Source organism: Pleomorphomonas sp. T1.2MG-36 (assembly GCF_950100655.1).
In the GTDB taxonomy this organism is placed as follows: Bacteria; Pseudomonadota; Alphaproteobacteria; order Rhizobiales; family Pleomorphomonadaceae; genus Pleomorphomonas.
Window position 1 is genome coordinate 605,800 of record NZ_CATNLY010000023.1, and the last position, 19,166, is coordinate 624,965.

At 65.9% G+C, this 19,166-nt stretch carries 15 protein-coding genes; 2 read left to right on the forward strand and 13 right to left on the reverse strand.

Translation table 11 applies throughout. The features are described 5' to 3' along the window. Window positions 1–49: 49 nt before the first annotated feature. The gene (gene glgB, locus QQZ18_RS14300) at window positions 50–2,296 is read left to right on the forward strand and encodes a 1,4-alpha-glucan branching protein GlgB (protein ID WP_284541591.1); all 2,247 of its coding nucleotides are present in this window, start codon (window positions 50–52) and stop codon (window positions 2,294–2,296) included. An 81-nt stretch (window positions 2,297–2,377) separates the two neighbouring features. Here the strand turns inward: glgB and dapE are convergent, their stop codons facing one another. From dapE to rpmH, 9 genes are all read right to left on the reverse strand, one after another. Then, entirely contained in the window at window positions 2,378–3,565 is a 1,188-nt protein-coding gene (dapE, locus tag QQZ18_RS14305; RefSeq protein ID WP_284541592.1) for a succinyl-diaminopimelate desuccinylase, read from the reverse strand. A 73-nt stretch (window positions 3,566–3,638) separates the two neighbouring features. After that, window positions 3,639–4,502: a 2,3,4,5-tetrahydropyridine-2,6-dicarboxylate N-succinyltransferase gene (gene dapD, locus QQZ18_RS14310; protein ID WP_284541593.1), complete on the reverse strand. Its 864-nt coding sequence runs from the start codon at window positions 4,500–4,502 to the stop codon at window positions 3,639–3,641. A 312-nt stretch (window positions 4,503–4,814) separates the two neighbouring features. Next, complete coding sequence (locus tag QQZ18_RS14315) at window positions 4,815–6,623, reverse strand: DEAD/DEAH box helicase (protein WP_284541594.1); 1,809 nt, start codon at window positions 6,621–6,623, stop codon at window positions 4,815–4,817. Window positions 6,624–6,738: 115 nt separating this feature from the next. Continuing rightward, window positions 6,739–7,203, reverse strand: coding sequence for an HAD-IA family hydrolase (locus QQZ18_RS14320; RefSeq protein ID WP_446728662.1), 465 nt, complete (start codon window positions 7,201–7,203; stop codon window positions 6,739–6,741). A 231-nt stretch (window positions 7,204–7,434) separates the two neighbouring features. After that, the gene (gene argB, locus QQZ18_RS14325; protein WP_284541885.1) at window positions 7,435–8,307 is read right to left on the reverse strand and encodes an acetylglutamate kinase; all 873 of its coding nucleotides are present in this window, start codon (window positions 8,305–8,307) and stop codon (window positions 7,435–7,437) included. Between the two features lie 139 nt (window positions 8,308–8,446). Beyond that, window positions 8,447–9,097, reverse strand: a complete 651-nt coding sequence (gene yihA, locus QQZ18_RS14330) for a ribosome biogenesis GTP-binding protein YihA/YsxC (protein ID WP_284541595.1) — start codon at window positions 9,095–9,097, stop codon at window positions 8,447–8,449. Window positions 9,098–9,203: 106 nt separating this feature from the next. Then, window positions 9,204–11,015, reverse strand: a complete 1,812-nt coding sequence (yidC, locus tag QQZ18_RS14335; RefSeq protein ID WP_284541596.1) for a membrane protein insertase YidC — start codon at window positions 11,013–11,015, stop codon at window positions 9,204–9,206. Continuing rightward, window positions 11,012–11,461: a ribonuclease P protein component gene (rnpA, locus tag QQZ18_RS14340; protein ID WP_284541597.1), complete on the reverse strand. Its 450-nt coding sequence runs from the start codon at window positions 11,459–11,461 to the stop codon at window positions 11,012–11,014. The genes yidC and rnpA overlap by 4 nt, the downstream gene beginning before the upstream one ends. 12 nt (window positions 11,462–11,473) lie before the next feature. Beyond that, window positions 11,474–11,608: a 50S ribosomal protein L34 gene (rpmH, locus tag QQZ18_RS14345; protein WP_026781973.1), complete on the reverse strand. Its 135-nt coding sequence runs from the start codon at window positions 11,606–11,608 to the stop codon at window positions 11,474–11,476. Window positions 11,609–12,004: 396 nt separating this feature from the next. On the opposite strand from rpmH, the gene QQZ18_RS14350 reads away from it, so the two are divergent. Beyond that, window positions 12,005–13,450, forward strand: a complete 1,446-nt coding sequence (locus tag QQZ18_RS14350) for a sensor histidine kinase (protein ID WP_284541598.1) — start codon at window positions 12,005–12,007, stop codon at window positions 13,448–13,450. A gap of 74 nt (window positions 13,451–13,524) precedes the next feature. Here QQZ18_RS14350 and nagB read toward each other — a convergent pair whose 3' ends face one another. The 4 genes from nagB to ptsP all read right to left on the reverse strand — a co-directional run bounded on the left by nagB (window position 13,525) and on the right by ptsP (window position 19,160). Beyond that, entirely contained in the window at window positions 13,525–14,271 is a 747-nt protein-coding gene (nagB, locus tag QQZ18_RS14355) for a glucosamine-6-phosphate deaminase (protein ID WP_284541599.1), read from the reverse strand. A gap of 109 nt (window positions 14,272–14,380) precedes the next feature. After that, on the reverse strand, window positions 14,381–15,589 hold the full coding sequence (locus tag QQZ18_RS14360) for an ROK family transcriptional regulator (protein WP_284541600.1): 1,209 nt from the start codon (window positions 15,587–15,589) through the stop codon (window positions 14,381–14,383). A 78-nt stretch (window positions 15,590–15,667) separates the two neighbouring features. Continuing rightward, window positions 15,668–16,558: a helix-turn-helix transcriptional regulator gene (locus tag QQZ18_RS14365; RefSeq protein ID WP_284541601.1), complete on the reverse strand. Its 891-nt coding sequence runs from the start codon at window positions 16,556–16,558 to the stop codon at window positions 15,668–15,670. 52 nt (window positions 16,559–16,610) lie between these two features. After that, window positions 16,611–19,160, reverse strand: a complete 2,550-nt coding sequence (gene ptsP, locus QQZ18_RS14370) for a phosphoenolpyruvate--protein phosphotransferase (protein ID WP_284541602.1) — start codon at window positions 19,158–19,160, stop codon at window positions 16,611–16,613. Between the last annotated feature and the right edge of the window lie 6 nt (window positions 19,161–19,166).

The window sequence follows — 19,166 nt, forward strand, 5'->3', positions numbered from 1 at the left end:
GCTTCCGCGTAACGTCGAGAAATAGCGATCGAATTCGGGAGATGGGTCGATGGTGGATCTCGGGTTGCGTGAGGGACTGACGGACGGTGCGGTCCGGGCGATCACCGAGGGAACCCATGGCGACCCCTTTGCACTTCTCGGGCCGCATCGGGTATCAGGTGCGCGGACCGTCATCCGGACCTTCAAGCCGAACGCCCGCGCCATCGCGCTGATTTCCTCCGACGGACGCAAACTCGCCGACTTCCAGCACGTGGAAGGTGGCCTGTGGGTGGCTTTCGCGCAGGGCGATCCAGGCCTCTACCGCCTGCGGGTCGAGTGGCCGAACGGCAGCCACGAGGCGGAAGACCCATACTCCTTCGGGCCGTTGCTCGGTGAAATGGATGTCTACCTGCTCGCCGAGGGGCAGCACCGGCAGCTCACCGACGCACTGGGTGCCGTAGTCACCGAAGTCGGGGGCGTGCCGGGCGTGCGCTTCGCCGTCTGGGCCCCCAATGCCCAGCGCGTTTCGGTGGTCGGCAACTTCAACGTCTGGGACGGCCGCCGCCACCCGATGCGACTCCGCCGCGAATGCGGCGTCTGGGAGTTGTTCATCCCTCGCCTTCCCGTTGGCGAAGCCTACAAGTACGAGATCATCGGTGCCCACGGCGAGCTGCTGCCCGACAAAGCTGACCCCGTCGCCCGCCAGTACGAACTGGCGCCGGCCACCGCCTCCATCGTTGCCGATCCCAAGCCGTTCGAATGGCACGATGCCACCTTCATGCGCAACCGCGCCGCCTTCCAGTCCAGGACCGCGCCGTTTTCCGTCTACGAGGTGCATCCCGGCTCGTGGCAGCGTCCGGACGGCAAGCCCGTTACCTGGCGTTTCCTCGCCGAGCATCTCGTGGCTTACGTGAAGCACATGGGCTTCACGCACATCGAGCTGTTGCCGATCATGGAGCATCCGTTCGGCGGTTCATGGGGCTATCAGCCGCTCGGGCTGTTCGCGCCCACGGCCCGCTATGGTTCGCCGGCCGACTTTGCCCGATTCGTCGACGCCTGCCACGAGGCGGGCATCGGCGTCATCCTCGACTGGGTGCCGGCGCATTTTCCGACCGACGCCCATGGCCTCGCCCACTTCGATGGTACGCCGCTCTACGAGCACCAGGACCCGCGCGAAGGCTTCCATCAGGACTGGAACACGCTGATCTACAACTTCGGCCGCACCGAAGTGATCGGCTTTCTGGTCGCCTCGGCACTCGAATGGCTGAAGCGTTTCCACATCGACGGCCTCCGGGTCGACGCAGTGGCGTCGATGCTCTACCGCGACTATTCGCGCCAGCCGGGCGAGTGGATTCCAAACAAGTATGGTGGCCGGGAGAACCTGGAAGCGGTGTCCTTCATCAAGCACCTCAATGGCGTCATCGCCCACGAAGTGCCGGACGCGTTGATGATCGCCGAGGAGTCCACCGCGTGGCCGGGCGTGACCGCCCCACTGGCCGACGGCGGCCTTGGCTTCTCCTACAAGTGGAACATGGGCTGGATGCACGATTCGCTCGACTACTTCTCGCTCGAGCCCGTTCATCGCAAATATCACCACAATCAGCTGACCTTCGCGCTGATGTACGCCTATTCCGAGCGCTTCGTGCTGCCGCTCAGCCACGACGAGGTGGTGCATGGCAAGCGCTCGATCTTCGGCCGCATGCCCGGCGATGAGTGGCAGCGTTTCGCCAACCTCCGCTCCTACTACGCCTTCATGTGGACCCACCCCGGCAAGAAGCTGTCCTTCATGGGCAACGAGATCGCCCAGGGGCGCGAGTGGAACCACGACGGCACGATCGACCTGTGGCTCGAAAGCCGGGCGAGCAATCTCGGCATCCAGCGCCTGATGCGCGACCTCAATACGCTTTATCGGGCAGAACCGGCGCTGCATGCCCGCGACTTCGAGCCGGAAGGCTTCCAGTGGGTGGTGGTGGACGACAACGAGCAGTCGACACTGGCCTTCATGCGCTGGGGCTTCGAGAGTGACGCACCCTGCCTCGTCGTCGGAAACTTCACGCCGGTGCCGCGTTCGGGGTATCGCGTCGGGGTATCGCGCGCCGGCGTCTGGCGCGAGGTGTTCAACTCCGACGCCGAAATCTACGGCGGTTCCAACATGGGCAACAAGGGGCGGCTCACGGCCAACGACGCCCCGAGCCACGGCATGGACTTCTCGCTCGATCTGACCTTGCCGCCGCTCGCCGTCGTCATCTTGCGCTGGGATGGCGAGGCGCCCGCAGCCGAAGAAAAGCCGGCAAAGAAGGGCAAGGCGAAGGGATAGTGCCGCCGCCAGTTTCTGGCCAGCCTGTGTGCCCTCCCCGCGTGTTGCCCTTCTGGGAACGCGCATAGGGAGGGCTGAAGGTTATGAAGCGAAGTACTTATCCAGGAAGGCCCGGTAGATCGCCTTCAGGCGGTGCAGGTCGTCGAGCGCCACGTTCTCGTCCACCTTGTGCATGGTCTGTCCGACGAGGCCGAACTCGACCACCGGGCAGTAGTTCTTGATGAAGCGCGCGTCCGACGTGCCGCCAGTGGTGGACAGCTCCGGACGGCGGCCGGTGACCGCCTCGACCGCATCCGACAGGCCACCGATCAGTGTGGCGTCGTGGGTCAGGAAGGAAACCGCGTTGGTGGGCTCGAACGTCAGCTCGTAAGCGAGCGGCGCAGGTCGCCCCGTCCGCAGCGGCGCGGTCTCGACGGCGCGGCGAACCCGTGCGCCGATCTCCTCGTGCAACGCCTCGACCGTCCAGATGTCGTTGAAGCGGATATTGAAGGCGATCTCCACCTCGGCCGGCACGACATTGGTGGCGCGATTGCCGGTCTCGACCGAGGTGACCTCCAGGTTGGACGGTTGGAAGCGCTCGTTGCCGGCATCGAACGGCGGGTCCATCAGCGCGGCGATGACGGCCGGCGCGACGCGAAGCGGGTTGTCGGCAAGGTGCGGATAGGCGACGTGCCCCTGCACGCCCCTGAGCTTGACGAAACCGGACAGGGAACCGCGACGGCCGACCTTCACCATGTCGCCGAGAGCGTTCGGGTTGGTGGGTTCGCCGACGATGGCATGGCTGAAGCGCTCGCCGCGCTTTGACGCCCAGTCGAGGAGCTTCACGGTGCCGTTGATCGACGGTCCCTCCTCGTCGCCGGTGATCAGGAGGGAAATGCGGCCGCCGAAGTCGCCCCCGTTCTCCTCGACGAAATCGAGGGCGGCGGCAGCAAACGCGGCAATCCCGCCCTTCATGTCGACGGCGCCGCGGCCATAGAGCCTGTCGCCCTCGATATCACCAGCGAACGGGCCGTGGCTCCAGAGCTCCACCTTGCCGGGCGGCACCACGTCGGCATGGCCGGCAAAGGTCAGATGGCGGTTGCCGGAGCCGATGCCGGCAAAGAGGTTCTCGACATCGGGCGTACCCGCGTCGGAGAAGACAGGGCGATCGACCTGGAAGCCAGCCGGCGCCAGCAATCGTTCCAGAAAGGTGAGCGCCCCGCCCTCGGCCGGCGTCACCGAAGGGCACATCAGAAGGTCGCGGGCAATGGCGACGGGATCGTGGGGCATATCCTTCTCCTCGAAACGCAAACGGCCGGCAGTTTCCCGCCGGCCGTTCGGATAGCACGGATCGGCTCTGCGGTCAGTCGCGCAGAAGCTCGTTGATCGAGGTCTTAGAGCGCGTCTTGGCGTCGACCTTCTTGACGATGACGGCGCAATAGGTCGACGGACCCCAATCCTGGCCGGGCATCGGCTTGCCGGGGATCGAGCCGGAGACGACCACCGAATAGGGCGGCACCTTGCCCATATGAACTTCGCCGGTGGCGCGGTCGATGATCTTGGTCGACTTGCCGATGAAGACGCCCATGGAGATGACCGACCCTTCACCGACGACGACGCCCTCGACCACTTCGGACCGGGCGCCAATGAAGCAATCGTCCTCGATGATGGTGGGGCCGGCCTGCATCGGCTCCAGCACGCCGCCGATGCCGACGCCACCCGACAGGTGGACGTTCTTGCCGATCTGGGCGCAGGAGCCGACAGTGACCCAGGTGTCGACCATGGTGGCCGTGTCGACATAGGCGCCGAGGTTGACGAAAGAGGGCATCAACACCGCGCCCGGGGCAATGTAGGCCGAGCGACGGACGATGGCGCCGGGCACGGCGCGGAAGCCAGCGGCCTCATAGGCGGCGGCGTCCATGCCTTCGAACTTGGAGGGCACCTTGTCCCACCAGGCGGCGCCACCGGGGGCACCGGGGATCAGCGCCGTCGGCGTCAGGCGGAAGGACAGCAGCACCGCCTTCTTGAGCCACTGGTTGACCACCCATTCGCCGCCGATCTTCTCGGCGACGCGCGCCTTGCCGCCATCGAGCAGGTCCAGCGCCGCTTCGACGGCGTCACGCACCTTGCCTTTGGTCTCCTGCGAGACGGAGGCGCGAGCCTCCCAGGCGGCGTCGAGGGTGGCGGCGAGGTCGGCATAGGCGGCCGTGGCGGCAGTCTCGGTCATGATGATCTCCGAATGGGCCATGCGGGATTGGCATCGGCTTCGTGCTTTAGGGGTTTTGCCCGGCACACGCAACAAAAGCGGCGACCGCCAGAGCAGCTAGCCGCATGCCCCTCGCCAACCGGCGCGGCGATGGCGCGACATGTCCAAGGTCAGCCGAAGCGGAGGAAACCAACCCCGATTCAAGGCCTTATCGCTGCCACTAGAGATCGGAAGGGCTCCAAGGGACAGCTCCGGCCTTCACAAAGCCGGTCCGTCGGCGAAAAGCCGACGGATGCATAGGTACTATCACGCACCTTTGCAGACACCCGCCGATCAGCCGGCCTTTCGGACTTTCTTCTTGCCCTTGAAAGGCACCTTGCCGTCGCGCGGGTCCTTATGCGGCGGCTTATCGTCGCGCGGCGCGTCCCTGTATGACGGCTTGCCATCACGCGGCGGCTTCGCCTTGCTCTTGGGGCGGTCATCCTCGCGACGGGGCTTGTCCTTGCGGGGACCGGCGGGCGATGCCGCCGGCGGACCATCGGCACGCGTGATGCGGACATTCTCGTCATTGCCGGCGGCGGCAAGCCGCTCCATGGCGGAAACGCCGCCTGGCGCCACTTCGGCGAAGGTCTCGCCGTCAGCGAGGCGGATGGCGCCAAAGTCGCGCCCCTTGAGACCGGATTGGCGGCACAGGAAGGCCAGTACGCGCTTCACCTCGGCGCCATCGCGGCGGCCGACCGACAGGCGGAACCAGGCCGAGCCGGTGAAGTCCACCGTTTCCCGAACCTTCGGGTACTCCGGCGTATCGGTGCGGCGCGGCTTGCGCTCCACCGGATCGCTGATTTCCTCGGGCGCAGGAAGCCGCGTACGAGCGAGGCGGATGAAGGCTGCGGCCAGCTCCTCCGCCGTCCGCCCCTCGGCGAGGCGGGTTGCGAAGGCCAGCTCGTCTTCGCCTATCTCCTCGGTCAGCACGGGATCGGCGAGCAGGCGATCTTCGTCCAGCTTGTGGATCGTCTCGGCCGACGGCGCCGCCTCGGAGAAGAGTTCGATGCCGGCTCCGGCGAGCAGGCTTTCCGCCCGACGCCGACGCGTTGACGGAACGAGCAACACGGAGACGCCCTTGCGACCGGCACGGCCGGTGCGGCCGGAGCGATGCAGCAGCACCTCGCTGTCGTGCGGCAGGTCAGCGTGGATGACGAGGCCGAGATCGGGAACGTCGAGGCCGCGCGCCGCCACATCGGTGGCGACGCAAACGCGGGCACGTCCGTCGCGAAGTGCCGACAGCGCCTCGTTGCGTTCGCCCTGCCCCATTTCGCCAGAGAGTGCCACCACCGAGAAGCCGCGTTCAAGCAACGCGCCGGTGAGGCGTTTCACACCCTCGCGGGTGCCGCAGAAGACGATGGACGTCGTCGCATCGTGGAACCGCAGAAGGTTGACCACCGCCTTCTCGATCTCGTGCGGGAAGACGCGGACGGCATGATAGTCGATGTCGGCGTGGACCTCGCCATCTTCGGCGACATCGACGCGGGTCGCGTCCTTGCGCATGAAGTCGCGGGCAAGGCGGACGATGTCGGCCGGCAGCGTCGCCGAGAACAGCAGCGTCTGCCGATCGGCGGGGGCGGCCCCCAGCAGCTTCTCAAGATCTTCCCGAAAGCCGAGATCGAGCATCTCGTCGGCCTCGTCGAGCACCACGGCAACGGCTTCGGTCAGGTCGAGGTTGCCCCGATCGAGATGATCGCAGAGGCGGCCGGGCGTGCCGACGACGATATGCGCGCCCTGCGCCAGCTGCCGCTGTTCGCGGCGCGGATCCATGCCACCGACGCAGGAAACGAGACGGGCGCCGGTCTCGCCGTAGAGCCAGGCAAGTTCGCGCGCCACCTGCAGCGCCAGTTCGCGCGTGGGGGCGACGACGAGAGCGAGCGGCTTACCGGCGGCTGCGAAAACCTCGGCCGGGCCGAGAAGGCGCTCGGCGAGCGCCATGCCGAAGGCGACGGTCTTGCCCGAACCGGTCCGGGCGGACACCAGCATGTCGGCGCCGGCGAGTTCGGGCGCGGCGACTGCCGACTGGACGGCGGTGGGATCGGCATAGCCACGGGCGGCGAGCGCCCGCGCCAAAGCGGGATGGGCTTGAGAAAAAGACATCGGGTTCCTGGGAGGAGCGCGCGAGCAGCGGCGGAGGCCGGCACAGCGCGGAAAAACGAAACTCTCTCATACAGACGAAGGCGCGTTTCCGCCACCCCTGTCGATGCATGGCTCGTCAGCCGGAAAGTGCGTCGGCGACACGGGAGAGGAAGCCGGGCAGGTCACTGATAACGAAATCGGCGCCCGGCGAGGCCGGCTGCGGCGTCTTCCGCCCGGTCACCAGCACCGTGCGCATACCGAGGGCTCGCGGCACGACGAGATTTCGCGGCGCGTCCTCGAACATGACGGCGGCCAACGGCTCGATGGAAAACCGCTCGATGAAGGCGGCATAGGTCGCCTCGGCCGGCTTCGGCAGATAATCGGCGTCGGCGATGTCGAACACGCCGTCGAAGCGGTCGGCGATGGCAAGACAGGCAAGCGTCTCACCGACGTGGGCATGGGTGCCGGAGGTCAGGATGAACTTGCGCCCCGGCAGGCGGGACAACGCTTCTGCCAGTCCCGCATCCGGAGCAAGCGCCGAACGGTCGACGGTGTGGACATCGGCAAGGAAATCCTGGGGATCGACGCCATGCTCCTCCATCAATCCGCGCAGAGTGGTTCCGTAGCGGGCAGCGTAGGTTCTCTGAAGGGGCGGCGGCCTCCTCGGCGGGAATGCCCGTCACCCGTGCCGTGTAGGCACGGATGCGTTCCATCACGGCGGTGAAGACGCCGCTCTCCGGCGGATAGAGCGTGTCGTCGAGATCGAAGATCCAATCCCGAACACCGGCAAACACCGAGAGGTCGCTGCCGGCGGGCGATATGTCGACCGTCATCAGCGGCGGATCAGCGTGCCGGCGCCGGTCTCGGTGAAGATCTCAAGAAGAACGGCGTGCGCCGTCTTGCCATTGACGATCACCGCCGCGTCGACGCCGCGCTTCAGCGCGTCGAAGCAGGTTTCCACCTTGGGGATCATGCCGCCGGAAATGGTGCCGTCGGCGACCAGCGCCTGCGCTTCGGCGCGCGTCAGTTGCTTGAGAAGCTGGCCGTTGCGGTCGAGCACGCCCGGAACGTCGGTCAGGAACAGAAGGCGGGCCGCATGCAACGCGCCGGCGATGGCGCCGGCGAAGGTGTCGGCATTGACGTTGTAGGTCTCGCCGTCGATGCCCGGCGCCACGGGCGCCACCACCGGGATCAGGTCTTCCTTGGCGACCATGTCGAGCACGGCAGGATTCACCACCTTGGGCTCGCCGACAAAGCCAAGATCGATCACCTTCTCCATCTCGCTGTCGGGATCGCGCATGGTGCGCGTCGCCTTCTCGACGGTGACGAGATTGCCGTCCTTGCCGCAGAGGCCGATGGCCCTGCCGCCCTCGGCGTTCAGCGCCGAAACGATCTGCTTGTTGATGGAGCCGGCCAGCACCATCTCGACGATTTCCATGGTGGCGCGGTCGGTGACGCGCAGACCGTTCTTGAATTCGCTCTTGATGCCGAGCTTGTCGAGCATGGAGCCGATCTGCGGGCCACCACCGTGGACCACGATCGGCTTCATGCCGGATTGCTTCAGGAGCACGATGTCGCGGGCAAAAGCGCGGGCGAGATCGGGGTCGCCCATGGCATGGCCGCCGTATTTGACCACGATCGTCTTGTCGTCGTAGCGCTGCATGTAGGGCAGCGCTTCCGAGATAATGCGGGCACGCGACAGCATCGCTTCGGTGGATTCGGGCGTGGAAGATGTCATGGCGGCCTCGCGTCGGTTGGATCGAGAACGCCTATAGCCGATCGAGGGGCAAGGCTCAACGGAGGAAGCGCAGGCGGCACGGCCCAAGCCGCCTCCGAGCCACCGCTCACGCGCCGGCGAGTAGCCTGGAAATCGCGGCCTTGAGATCGTCGATGCCCGCGCCCTTCTCGCTTGAGGTGGCCAGCACCTCGGGAAAGGCAGCGGGACGCTTGCGAATGCGCTCGGCGGTGTCGGCAATCACCTTGTCGATGCCACCCGGCTTCAGCTTGTCGGCCTTGGTCAGCACGACCTGGTAGGAGACGGCCGCCTTGTCGAGCAGCGTCAGCACCTCTTCGTCGTTCTTCTTGAGACCATGGCGGGCATCGATCAGCACGTAGACGCGACGGAGATTGGGACGGCCGCGCAGATAGTTTCGGATCAGCGCGTTCCAGACGTCGACCTTCTCCTTCGGCGCCTCGGCATAGCCGTAACCGGGCATGTCGACCAGCAGGATGCCGGCTTCGACCTCCGGCCGGAACAGGTTGAGCTCCTGCGTACGGCCGGGCGTATTGGAGGTGCGGGCGAGCCCCTGCTGACCGGTCAGCGCATTGATGAGGCTGGACTTGCCGACGTTGGAGCGCCCGGCGAAGGCCACCTCGATGGTGCCGGCGATCGGCGGCAGGTCATCCGTGTTTGCCATGCCTCGGACAAAAGTCCAGGGCCGGGCGAACAGAAGGCGCGTCGCTTCGGGATCGATCGCAGTGCGGGTCTCGTCCATCGTGGAAGTTCCTGGGCTGACGGCGGCGGGCGGCCTCGCCCTTATAACGGAAACGGACCGGCCTGTTGTAGCCGGTCCGCGTATTTCACGAGCCTTGGCGGCAGTTTCAGCCGGCCTTTGGCTTTTTGGCGAACGTGCTTTTCAGGTTGTCGAACAGCTCGATCTTGACGCCGTGCTTCTTCATGATCAGCGACTGCTGCAAGATCGACAGCGAGTTGTTCCACGACCAGTAGATGACGAGACCGGCCGGGAAAGACGCCATCATGAACGTGAAGACGATCGGCATCCAGGTGAACAGCATCGCCTGCGTCGGATCCGGGGGCGCCGGGTTGAGCTTCATCTGGACGAACATCGTGATGCCCATGATGATCGGCCAGATGCCGAGCATGAGCATGTGCGGCGGCGTCCAGGGGATCAGCCCGAACAGATTGAAGATCGTCGTCGGGTCCGAAGCCGACAGATCGTGGATCCAGCCGAAGAAGGGCGCGTGACGCATTTCGATGGTCACGTAGAGCACCTTGTAGAGCGAGAAGAACACCGGGATCTGCACGACGATCGGCAGGCAGCCGGCCAGCGGGTTGATCTTCTCCCGCTTGTAGAGCTCCATGGTCTCCTGCTGCTGCTTGACCTTGTCGTCCGGATACTTGGCCTTGATGTCGGCCATGGCCGGCTGCAGCATCTTCATCTTGCTCATCGACGCATAGGACTTGTTGGCGAGCGGGAAGAAGATAGCCTTGACGATCAGGGTCACCAGCAGGATGGCAATGCCGAAGTTGCCGACCAGATTGTAAAGCCAATCGATCAGCAGGAACATCGGCTTGGTGATCCAGTAGAACCAGCCCCAGTCGATCATGCGGTCGAACTTGACGATGCCGAGCTCACGCTCGTAGGCATCGACGCGAGCCACCGTCTTGGCGCCGGCGAACAGGCGCGTCTCGGTGACGGCAGACCCGCCGGCGGGGACCTCAAGCGGATCGCGGAGATAGTTGGCCTGATAGGTGTCGATGCTGCCGGCGAGTGCCCACGAGAAGCGCGGCTGGAACGAGACTCCGCCCTCGGGAATGAGCGCCGTCGCCCAATACTTGTCGGTGATGCCGAGCCAGCCGGACGCGACCTTGGCGGGCTTCACCCCATCGCTATCCTTCAGATCCTTGTAGGAGGTCTCGGTGAGCCCCTCGTCGCCGAACACGCCGAGCAGCCCCTCGTGGAGAACCCAGGTGCCAGGCACCTGCGGCGTGCCATAGCGGGTGACGAGACCGTAGGGGTAGACGGTGGTGGCGGTACCCGAGGTGTTGGCAACGCCGTCCTTCACCGTGAACATGGCGTGGGCATCGACCGAGATTTCGCGCGTGAAGACGAGGCCGGACCCGTTGTCCCAGGTCAGCGTGACCGGTGTCGACGGCGTCAGACGTGCGCCCTGGGGCGCGGTCCAAACCGTGTCGGCGCCCGGCAGCTTCACACCGGCTCCGGCCGGAGCCATGAAGCCGAACTCGGCGTAATAGGCGTGGTCGGTGCCGAAAGGGTTGAGCAGCTTCACCAGCGGCGAATCGGGTTCGATGGTGTCGCGGTAAAGCTTCAGCGACAGATCATCGATGCGGGCGCCGGTAAGGCTGATCGAACCAATGAGCTCGGGCGTATCGACCGGCACGCGCGGGCTCTTGGCCAGCGCTTCCTCGCGGGAGACAAAAGCCGCGGTGGTATTGAGACCAACCGTCGGCGCCGAACCATCGGTCGCGGCACCACCGGCAGCCGCACCGTCAGCCGCCGGGGCGGGGGTCGCGGTGCCCGCCTGCTGCTCGGCCAACTGCTGGGCGATCTGGGCCTTTTCGAGCTGCGGCTTGGCAACGAAATACTGCCAGCCGAGCAGCACGGCCAGCGACAGCGCAATGGCCAGGATCATATTGCGGTTTTCGGTCATGGACCTTTTTCTTCCTCGCTCGGCGCCGGCTTCAGCGCCTCATTGCCGCCGCGCGGCCTTGTCTTGTCGGAGGCCGCGGCACGAACGGCGCCAACGACTTCGGTCACCAGATCGGCAAACGGCATGTCCAGCGCCGGACGGCGGCCGACCAGCACAAAATCGCGTCCGGGGTCGGCGGCCATGGCACCGGCGAGCCGTACCGCTTCCTTGAGACGCCGCCGGATGCGGTTGCGCACCACGGCGTTGCCTATCTTCTTGGTCACCGTGAAACCGAAACGGGCGTCCGCCCCGGCCTCACCTTCCACCCCATCGGCGCGGCGAAGCGATTGCAGCAAAAAGCCGCGCCGGGGTGTTCGGGCACCCCGGGCGACTTTTACGTAGTCTTTTCGCTTTTTCAGCCGTTTCATGTCAGGCGCCTCGCAAGCCGGGTGGCCGGCGTCCGCCATGAACAAGGCCGATCACGCCGACAGACGCTTGCGCCCCTGGGCCCGACGGCGGGCAATCACCTTACGACCACCGGCGGTGGCCATGCGCGCACGGAAGCCGTGACGGCGCTTGCGAATGAGCTTCGACGGCTGATAAGTCCGCTTCATGGTCGTTTGCCCGCCCAGCGGGCCCCTCGTTCTGGCGGCTCTCCGGCCTCGTGGCGCTTAGCGCCCCGCCTTCGGACAGCTCTTGTGTCTCAACAGGGAAATCGGCCACAGCACATGCGGCCAAGCCGGCCGAAAGACCGGTGGCGCCCTTCCGATCGGAGGGGCTTATACGGGACGGACGGTGGCTCGTCAACGCATCAATGCCATGCGAACCGCTGCGAGACCGCCACTTATCCGGCTTTCTTGCCGCTGCTGACAGTTGCCGGCGCGCCGACGCGCCAGGATGAGGGCAAATATGGCACCGTGACAGAATTTTACCTTATTTCCGACGCGTGCCTCTTCCAATTTCTGCGCAAAGCGACAGATAGAGAACAGTCTTTTTCGGAATCTCCCATAATGGCCCAGACTGATAGTTCCGGCGGTACAGCCAAGCCGCATTTCCCGACCAAGCACACCTTCAGTCTGTCGTTCAAACTTCTGATCTTCACGATTCTCTTCGTGATGTTCGCCGAAGTGCTGCTGTTCGTGCCGGCTGTCGCCAACTTCCAGCGCACCTATATCGAATCGAAGATACGCACCGCCGGCATCGTCGCTCACACACTGACCACCTATCCCGAGACGGCGCTGCCACGCACCATTCAGGCCGACCTCCTGAACCGGCTGGACGCCTATGCCGTCGCCGTGCGCTCGGAGGGGATGAAGCAGCTCGTCGCCATGGCCGACGCTCCGCCGACGGTCACTCGCAGCATCGATTTCGACAGCCAGCGGACGCATGGCATCGTCATGGAGGCGATGGACACCATGCTGTTCGGCGGCGACCGCACTATTCGCGTCACCGGCGACTACGATGGCGAGGGCGAGGTCGAGGTGGTGTTCTCCGAGACGCACCTCAGAGACGAGATCCTGCATTTTGCCGGCCGGCTGCTTCTGGTGTCCTTCCTGATTTCAGCCTTCGTCGGCGTGCTGGTCTTCTTCTCGATCCAGTATCTGATGGTCATCCCGATGCGTCGGCTGGGCAAGTCGATCTACAAGTGGTCGCAGGAGCCGGAAAGCGATGCCTATCTCGTCCGCTACGGCGGGCGCACCGACGAGATCGGCCGGGCGGAGTTCGCCGCGGCCACCATGCAGCAGCGCATTCAGGAGCTTTTCAAGCAGCAGAAGCGGCTCGTCGAGCTGGGGCTCGCGGTCTCGAAGATCAACCACGACCTTCGCAACCTGCTCGCCTCGGCCCAGCTCATCTCCGACCGCCTGACGGCCATTCCTGACCCATCGGTGCAGCGCTTCGCACCAAAGCTGGTGTCGGCGATCGACCGGGCGATCAACTACTGCCAATCGGTCCTGGCCTATGGCAAGGCACAGGAGGCGCCGCCGGCCCGGCGACTCCTGTCGCTGTCGAGGCTTTGCACCGATGTCGCGGAGATGACCGGACTCATCCACCACGCCAGCATAGAGTGGGTGAACTCGGTGCCCGACGACCTCGAAGTCGATGCCGACTCGGACCAGTTGTTCCGGGTCCTGCTCAACCTCGTCCGCAACGCCTCGCAGGCGCTCGAACAGTGCAAGGACGACGCTCTGGTTCGTCGGCTGACGGTTTCCGCCGAGCGGGACGGGACCAAGGTGAGCATCCGCGTCTCCGATACCGGCCCCGGCCTGTCCGAGAAGGCGCGCGAGTCGCTGTTCAAGCCCTTCTCTGGTTCGGTCCGGTCAGGCGGCACAGGGCTCGGTCTTGCCATCGTCGCCGAGCTCGTCAGGGCGCATGGTGGCACGATCTCATGCCTGGATGGCGGCCCCGGCGCCACCTTCGTCATCGACATTCCCGACCGCCCGGCCCTTGCCGCCTGAGCGCGGAGTGCACGCAAAAGCGGCGACGCTCAGGAAGCGTCGCCGCTGGCATTTTCCAAATGCGATGAAGCGCCTTATTCCGCCGCCAGGCTTTCGCCGGCCACGCCGGACCCGCTCTCGGCGTCCAGCCACCAACTGACGTTGGCATGGCGGCGCAGCGCCGTGGCCGGGCAGTTGGAACTGATGGCGCCCTTGAGCGCGGCGTGCACCGCGTCACGCTTGGTGGCGCCGGTGGCCAGTACCATGATTTCACGCGACTCGAGGATGGTGCCGATACCCATGGTCATGGCCTTGGTGGGCGGCAACGCGCCATCGAAGAAGGCCGAGTTGGCTTCCAGCGTCGACGGCTCGAGATCGACGACGCGGGTACGAGCGGCGAAGTCGGTGCCGGGCTCGTTGAAGCCGATATGGCCATTGCGGCCGATGCCGAGAAGCTGCAGGTCGATACCCCCCGCCTCGCGCATCATTGCCTCATAGCGGCGGGCGAAAGCGGCCGGATCGGCGGCAAGCCCGTCCGGCACGAAGGTCCTGGTCTTGTCGATATCGACGAGATCGAACAGCTGGCTGTCCATGGTCGAGCGATAGGAGCGCGGATCTTCGGGCGGCAGCCCAACATACTCATCCAGATTGAAGGAGGTGACGTCGGCGAAGCTGATCTCGCCCGCGCGGTGCAGCGCAACAAGCCGCTCATAGACCGGCTCCATGGTGGCGCCGGTGGCAAGGCCCAGCACGATCTTCGGCATCGCCTTGAGGCGCTCGGCGATACGGTCGGCCACGGCATGGGCCGCCGCCACGGTGGTGGGGAAATGATTGATCCGCATCTTGGGCTCCATCGACCGGTCATGCACGAGCGACCGCCAATCTCATGTGGAGATGATGGCGATGGATAATTAGTTCGTCAAGATGCCGAACATAAAATTTCGATGACACTCAGCCGTGAGCAGCGGCCGGCAGTCGCAGCGGCATGGGCAAGTCCGCCGGGCTGAACAGCAAGTTGTGCGCCTGATTGAGCGCGATGGCGACGGCCCCGGTCAGGGCGGCGCGGGCACCGAGAGCCGATACCTCGACGACGATCGGTCGGCGGCTGACGCGCGGCAGTTCGGCGCTTATCCAGTCCACCACGCCCGGCAGGCATCCGACGATGCCGCCCACCACGATCTTCCTCGGCTCAAGCAGTGCATGGACGGCAACCATTGCCAGAGCGACGGTGTGGGCAAGGTCGCGAGCGGCCGCGACGGCGGCGTCATCCTGGCCCTTCAGGGCGGCCGCGACGATATCGGACGTGCTCTGCGTCTTCGCGCCGCCAAGCGCCCGGTAGCGTTCGCGGATGCCACGACCACCAATGGTGCTTTCAAGGGCGCCACGCTCCAGACTGTCGGCGGCAGCCGGGTCACCACCAATCGGTAGGAAGCCGATTTCGCCGGCGGCGCCGCTGGCGCCCCGGATCAGTCGCCCGCCCGTGAGCGCGCCAAGACCGATACCCGTGCCCAACGAAACGAAGGCCACCTCTTCGACCCCGACGGCACACCCCATCCAGGATTCCCCGATCACCGCCGCGTTGATGTCGTTCTCGATCACCACCGCGCAACCAAGCTCGGCCGCCAGCAGCGTGCGGACATCGACGTCGCCCAATCCTTCAAGGTTGGGCGACAGCGACAGACGTCCGCTGACCGGCTCGACAACGCCGGGCATGGCCACCGCCGCCACCAGAACCTTCTGCCTGTCCACGCCGGCCTTGGCGACCAGTTCGCCGCAGAGACGTCCCAGAGCGGAAACCAGCGCGGTGCCCGTGAGGTCGTCCGACGGCGCTTCCTCCGACGCCAGGATATCGCCGACGATGTTGGAGAGCGACAAGCGCAGCGACGTGACGCCGAGTTCGGCGCCGATCACGTAGCCGGCCGAAGGATCGACTTCATAGATGACGGCAGCGCGGCCGACCTTGCCCGAAGTCACGCCCTTGATGCGCACGAAGCCGCCGCTTTCCAGCACGCGGATGACTTCCGACATGGTCTGCTTGGATAGACCGGTGATCTTGGCAAGGGCGGCTCGCGAGGTCGCGCCCGAGTTGAGGAGCACGTCCATGACGGCGCGCACCGAGATCTGGCGCAGCACCGGCGTTGCGGTATCGTCTGGGATCATCGGGCCGGAAGTCTCCGTGGGAGAGTAACGGGATCGATCCTTACACCCAAATGCGAAGCTTCACAGCCCTGCCAACACTTACGCCTTGGAGGCGGCAGCCCCGGCCTGCACCGAGTTTCGGTATTCGGTGGGCGTGCGCCCGACCACCTTCTTGAACACCTTGTAGAAGTAGTTGAAGTCGTTGAAGCCGCATCGCTGGGCGATCTGCGACAGCGGCAGATCGTATTTCTCCAGCATGAACTTGGCCTTGCCGATTCTCACCTGCGTCAGGTAGTCGGAAAAGGTCATGGCGCCCTGCTCGCGGAAGACGCGGGAGAAGTAGTTGGGGCTGATGCGCAGATGGGCGGCCACCGTGTCGCGGGTGATCAGCCGGTCGAAGTTTTCCTCGATATAGAGACAGGCGGCACGGAAGAAGGCCGACGACTGCCGGTCCTCCTCGGGTACGGGATTGGCAATCAGGCGGCGGGCATACTCGAGGATCGACTGCGCCAACAGACGGGCATCCAGGCTGGTGCGCCCGACGTCGTCGCGATGGCTCGTCATGGCCTCCACGAGGTGCTGCAACGGCCCATTGCCGGGGATCAGGCAGCTTCGCTTTTCAACGGAGACGAAGCGCTGCTCGCCGGCGTTCCAGCGCACCAGACTGACGCCGAGATGGGTTGCGCCGAACAAAAGGCTCAGTACCTCGACGTCCTTGTTCCACAGCGGCTGGTTCCAGCAGTTGCCCGGCACCACCAGCGCGTCGCCGGGCCCGAGTTCGCTTTCCACGATCCGCGCGGCATGGTCGCAGAGCAGGTTGGTATAGGTTCCGGCGATCACGAACTCGAAGCGCGCAAACTGAACCTGCAGGGCCCCGAGGGGCGGGGCGGCAGCGTCGAGGCCAAAAACGATGCGCTGCGGCCAGCCCGCCTCCGCGGCAAGCGCGTCCCCACGGGCAAAATCGTCGAGCGTCACGTTGGCATTTAACATCGCGCGTCTCCTTCTTGCTTCGAGGGGGCAAGAGAGCGGTCGCAGAAAGGCGTCAGAGCCCCGGCCAGCGCCGCGCCACCATCGCCCGCACCTCGGCCGCGGAATCGAGAGACAAGGCTTCCTCCGCCACGGCCCGGCAGGTGTCCTTGTCGAGCGTGCGGATGAAGGCCTTGAGGTCGGGAATGCCGGAACGGGTGGCCGACAGGCTGGTCACGCCGAGCCCGATCAGGATGGGCGCGGCCGGCAGTTCCGAGGCGAGGCCGCCGCAAACACCCACGGGGCAGGCGTGGCGGGCACCGGCCGCCGCCGCGTCGGCGATGGTCTTGAGCACCGCCGGATGCAGCGAGTCGATCTCAGGGGCGAGTTCGGTGTTGCCGCGATCCATGGCCAGAACATATTGGGTGAGATCGTTGGTGCCGATGGAGAAGAAATCGGCCTCCTGTGCCAGCTTGTCGGCCATGGCGACGGCGGCGGGCACCTCGATCATGATGCCGAGAGGCACGTCGGCGGTCACGCCGAGCGCGGCCTTCTCTTCCTCGAAGATCGCCTTGACCCAGCGGAGCTCTCCGATGTCGGCGATCATCGGCATCATGATCCGGACGACCGACACCGGCGTGACCTTGAGGATGGCGCGGAATTGCTGGCGCAGAAGGTCGGGCCGGCGCCGGGAGACGCGGATGCCACGCACGCCGAGGATCGGGTTCTCCTCGACCGCCTGCTTGAGATAGGGCAGTGGCTTGTCGCCGCCGATATCCAGCGTGCGGATGGTCAGCGGCTTGCCGCGCAGCGCATCGGCGATGGCCTGGTACTCGGCCTGCTGCTCGGCTTCGGTGGGGGCCGTCGGCCGATCGAGAAACAGGAACTCGGTTCTGAGCAGCCCGGAGCCTTCGGCGCCGAATGCGAGACCGCGCGCCGCGTCGGCCACCGAGCCGACGTTGGCATAGACGGGCAGACGCGTGCCGTCGGCCATCACGCAATCGACCGGCGCCGCCTCGCGGTTGGCGGCGCGACGCACTTCGCGCTCGGCAGCCGCCTTTCGGGTAGCTTCGATGGTCGCCTCGGTCGGGTTCACCTGGATCTCGCCGCGCTCGGCATCGACGATGAGAGGCGTGCCTTCGACGATGCGATGGGCATCGGAGCCGACGGCAGCCAACATCGGCACGCCGCTCGCCGCCGAGAGAATGGCGACGTGCGAGGTTCGGCCACCCTTGGCGACCACGAAGGCCGCCGGCAGGCGATCGCCGAACGCCATGAACTGCGACGGCAGCAGATCGTCGGCGATGGCGACGGCATCCTCGGGAAGCGCCAAGTTCTCTGGCGAACCGCCGGCCAGCACGGTCAGCACCTGCTGTTCGAGATCGACAAGGTCAGCGGCGCGTTCGGCAAGGCGGGCGTTGTCGAGCCCGCGCAGCAAGGCTGCCTGGGCCGAGATGGTATCGGAGAAGGCCCAGCCGGCGCTCTTGCCGCGCGCGATCCGGTCGCGAGCGCCCTCGAGCAGCTCGGTATCTTCAAGAAGCGCGGCATGGGCTGCCATGATTTCGCGCTGCTGCTGCGTGCGGCCGGCCGTCGCCTGCTCGGTCAGGTGCCGATGGACGCGAGCGAGGGCAGCGTCGAGGGCCTCGCTTTCGGCCACCATGTCGCCACCCGCCTCCGGCGGGCGGGCCACCTTTTCCTTGAGATGAACGGCGCGGCCGATGGCAAGACCGGGCGCCGCGACCACGCCGGCGAGCTGCGGCCGGTCTTCCGGACCGAAAGGCGTAAGATCAACGGGCTCCTCTTCCTGGACGGGATAGGCCTCGGCAACGCCCGGCAACGTATCCTGTCCGGCGTCGGCATAAGAAACCACCGGATCGCCCAGCCCCGACGCTATCGCCTCGATGACACCATCGACGGCTGCCGCCGCGTCGGCGCCCTCCGCCGAGACGGCCAGACGACTGCCCCAGCGGCTGCCGAGCGTGAGCAGCGACACCGGGCTCTTGGCATTGGCCTTTCGTTCGCCGAGAACGATCTCGATCGCACTTGCGTACTCCTTGGCCTTGGCCGCAAGAAGCGCCGCCGGCCGGGCGTGCAGGCCCTCGCTCATTTCCAGCACGACGTCGCGCTCCACCCGCGCGACGGGCGGGGGAGCTTCCGCGCCGATCGGCATGACCGTCATGACCTCGTCTTGGAGGTTGACCGAACCGGCCGATTTGCGCGCCGTCACGTGGAAGGCGTCCTCATTGGTCACGAGGACGGGGGTCGTCACAATGCCGCAGCTCTCCGCGAGGGCCGCGAGATCGAAGCGGATGAGGAGATCGCCAGCTGCGACGCGGTCGCCTTCCGCCACCATGGCCACGAGCCCGGCGCCGCGCAGCGCCACGGCCTCAAGGCCGACGTGTACCAGGAACTCCGCGCCGTCGTCGGTCATCACCTTCACCGCATGACCGCGACGATGCACGGAGGTCACCGTACCGGCGACCGGCGCATGCACTTCGCCGACCTCCGGCTCGATGGCGAGACCATCGCCCATCATGCCGAGCGCGAACATCGGATCGGGAACGTCGCCGAGCGGCACGATCCGGCCCTTGAGCGGAGCCCGGACGGAGATGATGGAGGTGGTCATGCGCTT